The 3593-nt window shown below is 74.0% G+C and carries 4 protein-coding genes; 2 read left to right on the top strand and 2 right to left on the bottom strand.

The window, feature by feature from the left end; genetic code table 11:
• Together ABWK99_RS14715 and ABWK99_RS14710 are read right to left on the bottom strand one after the other, a co-directional pair.
• Window positions 1-762 (bottom strand): CpaF family protein (locus ABWK99_RS14715; protein WP_372595448.1); only part of this gene is annotated, 762 nt, incomplete at its 3' end.
• 60 nt (window positions 763-822) lie between these two features.
• The gene (locus ABWK99_RS14710; RefSeq protein ID WP_372595447.1) at window positions 823-1830 is read right to left on the bottom strand and encodes a DUF4349 domain-containing protein; all 1008 of its coding nucleotides are present in this window, start codon (window positions 1828-1830) and stop codon (window positions 823-825) included.
• Between the two features lie 172 nt (window positions 1831-2002).
• On the opposite strand from ABWK99_RS14710, the gene ABWK99_RS14705 reads away from it, so the two are divergent.
• Both ABWK99_RS14705 and ABWK99_RS14700 read left to right on the top strand, forming a co-directional pair.
• Window positions 2003-3037 carry an oxygenase MpaB family protein gene (locus ABWK99_RS14705; RefSeq protein ID WP_372595446.1) on the top strand — a complete coding sequence of 345 codons (1035 nt, stop codon included), beginning with the start codon at window positions 2003-2005 and terminating at the stop codon, window positions 3035-3037.
• On the top strand, window positions 3034-3593 hold a 560-nt coding region (locus ABWK99_RS14700; protein WP_372595445.1), incomplete at its 3' end, for an ABC transporter ATP-binding protein. The genes ABWK99_RS14705 and ABWK99_RS14700, both read left to right, overlap by 4 nt.

The raw sequence follows: 3593 nt of genomic DNA, 5'->3' as shown, positions 1-3593 counted from the left end.
GACCCCCTCGAGGTTGGGCTGGCGGCACTGCAGGCCGATCGTGTCCCGGTGGTCGATCTGCAGCTCGAAGACCTCCTCGCAGCTGATCACCCGCTCCCGCGGCGGGATCGACCCGGCCAAGGCGTTCAAGAGCGTGGTCTTCCCCGCCTGAGTAGATCCGCTGACCAGCACGTTCAGCCCCGCAGCCACCGAGGCCGCGAGGAAGCGCGCGGCGACGGGCGTCATCGACCCGAGCGCCACGAGGTCGTCCAGGTGCGAGGCGCGCACCACGTACTTGCGGATGTTGATGGCCCAGTGCTCACGCGTGACGTCGGGGATCACCACGTGCAGGCGCTCGCCCCCGGGCAGGGTCGCGTCGACGAACGGACTCGACCGGTCCAGGCGCCGCCCGGAGAGCTTGAGCATGCGCTCGACGAGGTCGCGGACCTGCGTCTCGGTGAGGATCGTCGTGGTGAGCTCTGCGGTGCCGCGACGGGCGACGAAGACCTGTTCGGGTGAGTTCACCCAGATCTCCTCGACCTCCTCGTCGTCGAGGTACTTCTGCAAGGGGCCCAGCCCGCCGACGGCGTCCTCCAGGGCCTTGCCGGTCGCGTCACGGTCGGTGAGCGGAGCGACCTGCCCGCGCAGGGCGCGGTCGTCCCAGGCGTCGAGTGCGTCGCGGACGAGCGAGCGCAGCACGGCGCGATCCCGGACCGGGTCGACTCCCCGGTGCCGGACGAGCTCGCGCACCTCGATCTCGAGCTGCGCAGACGCTTCCCCCATCGTGCCCCCCGCCGTCTGCCCTCGGCTGGCGCCGAGCATAGGGGAGCGGGGTGCGCGGCGTCAGGGGGTTGTGGACGGCGGTTTCCCCGGCTGGTCGGCCGGCGGGACGCTCGGTGGAGCGGGCGGCACCGGCGGACCGGGCTGAGCGGGCGGCAGGACGTCGCCCGGGCGCACGGCCTGGGCCTGAGCAGCGGTGGACGGGGTGGAGACGGAACGCGGCGCCTTTGCCGCGCTCCGCCGTCGCAGCCGTCGCGCCACGGGGACGACGACGGCGGTCAGGAGGCCGGCCACGGCCAGCCAGGGAAGGAGCACACCGACGAAGGTCAGCAGTGCGCTGCCGGTGGCGACCAGGGCGTTCCAGCCCGAGGTCAGGCCGGACATGAAGCCCGAGGGCGGATCGGCGGGGACCGAGCCGTCGGGGTAGAGGTTGATCGTGATGGTCGAGAGCGCGACCTGCTCGGCCAGCGCCGCGCGCTGGGACTGGAGCTGCTCGAGCTGGGACTGGCGGTCGGTGAGCACCTGCTCGGCCGCGACGATGTCCGCGACCGTGCCGGAGCGCGTGAGCAGGTCCTCCAGGCGGGTGATCGAGATCTGCAGGGCGCGGATCCGGGCGTCCAGGTCGCGGGCCTGGGCGGTGACCTCCGTGCTGGACAGGGAGCTGTCGACGACCTCGCCGATGTCCGCGAGGCGTTCGAGCGCCGAGGTCACCCCGTCTGCCGGGATGCGGGCGACGATGGAGGCCGAGGCCGAGCGCCCCTCACGGGCGGCCGTCTGGTAGCGCTCCTGGATGTGCCCGCCGGTCGACTCGACCAGCCGGACGACCTCGGAGGCCGCCGCGATCGGATCGTCCACCGTCACCGCGACCTGACCGGTGATGACCACCTGGCGGTCGGTGTCAGCGGTCAGCGCCGTCCCGCCGCCCTCGGCGTCCACGCCGCTCTCGGCCATGGCCTCGTCCGCCGCGCCGGCGGACGCCATGTCGACGCCGGCCGTGCTCGAGTCCGATGAGCTGCACCCGCCGAGGAGCAGGGCCAGGGCGAGCACGGCGGATCCCCAGGTTCGGCGCATGGCGACACCGTAGGTGCGCTCCGGGCCGCATGACCGGGCTTTGGCGTATTCGTGATCGTTTCGGAACCGGGAGGTGACCGGACCGCCCGCAGCGGGTCGACCGGCAGGTCCGGTCGGGTGAGTGCGTCGCCGTCGCCGGGTGGTCACGCGCTCGACGTGTGACCATGCCGTGGTGACTGTGCCGCGCCCCGCCCGCCTGCGCACCGAGCTCGCCGGTGCGCTGCTGCGTCGCGTCGCCGGACCGGATCCGGCGGCGGCCCGCGACGCCATCCACCGCACACCCGGGCCCCGGTGGTTCGCCGCCGACAGCGCCATCGCCCGGGTGCACGGGGACGCGTCGATGTTCGTCGGCGGAATCCGGGCCCTGCTGCTGCAGGCCCTGCACCCGCGCGCGATGGCGGCGGTCGCCGCGCACTCGGGGTACCGCAGCGACCCGTGGGGGCGGCTGCAGCGCACCGCGACGTTCCTCGCTGCCACGACCTTCGGGCCCGTGGAGCAGGCCGAGCAGTACGTGGCGGTCGTGCGCGCGGTGCACGCCCGGATCAGCGGGGTCACGCCGGACGGCGAGCCGTACCGCGCGTCCGACCCTCATCTGCTCACCTGGGTGCACGTGGCCGAGGTCGACAGCTTCCTCCTCGCGCACCAGCGCTTCGGGCGCACGCCCCTCGACGAGGCAGGCTGCGACGAGTACGTCGCGCAGGCGGCGAGGGTCGCCAGGGCACTCGGCGGGCACGACGTCCCCACCACTCTCGCCGGGCTGCGCTCCTCGCTCGGCGCGTACCGGCCCGAGCTGAGGGGAACGGCGGCCGCTCGCGAGACCGCCGACTTCCTCCTGCGTGAGCCCCCGTTGCCGCGCACCGCCCGGCTCGGCTACTCCGCGCTCGCCGCGGCGGCCGTGTCGCTCATGCCGGCGTGGACCCGCGCGGAGCTCGACCTGCCGTGGAGCCCGACGACCCAGTCCCTGGGGGGGATCGGCGGGACGCTCGCGACGAAGGGCATCCGGTGGGCGCTGGACGCCGCAGAGCCCGGTTCGCCGCCCGAGGACGACGAGTCCTCTCACGGCGACGAGCCGCACGCACGCGACGACCGGACGGCCGACGACCGGGCAGCCGACGACCGGACGGCCGACGACCGGACGGCCGACGACCGGGCGGCCGACGACGACACGCCCGTTCCCGCACCCGCGGCCGCACCGGAGGCCCGATGAACGCGCTGGCCGTCAAGGGGCTGGTCAAGCGCTTCGGGTCGACCCTCGCGGTGGACCACCTCGACCTGGACATCCCCACCGGCTCGTTCTACGGGATCGTCGGACCCAACGGCGCAGGCAAGACGACGACGCTCTCCATGTGCACAGGGCTGCTGACCCCCGACGCCGGGACCGTCCACGTGCACGGGGTGGACCTCTGGGCGAACCGCACCGCCGCTGCGAGCCTGCTCGGGGTGCTGCCCGACGGCCTGCGGCTCTTCGACCGCCTCACCGGACCCGAGCTGATCTCCTACGCGGGACTGTTGCGCGGGATGGACCGCCGCACGGTCGAGGCACGGCGGGACGACCTGATCGCCGCCCTCGACCTCGGCGGTGCGGGGGCGCGCCTCGTCGCCGACTACTCGGCGGGGATGACCAAGAAGGTCGCGCTCGCCTGCGCACTGGTGCACGCCCCGCGGCTGCTCGTCCTGGACGAGCCCTTCGAGGCCGTCGACCCGATGTCGGCCGCCTCGATCCGCGTGATCCTCCGGTCCTTCGTGGCCTCGGGAGGGACCGT

Source organism: Actinotalea sp. (assembly GCF_041597215.1).
Classification (GTDB): Bacteria; Actinomycetota; Actinomycetes; order Actinomycetales; family Cellulomonadaceae; genus Actinotalea.
This window is presented reverse-complemented; position numbering and strand designations above follow the sequence as displayed.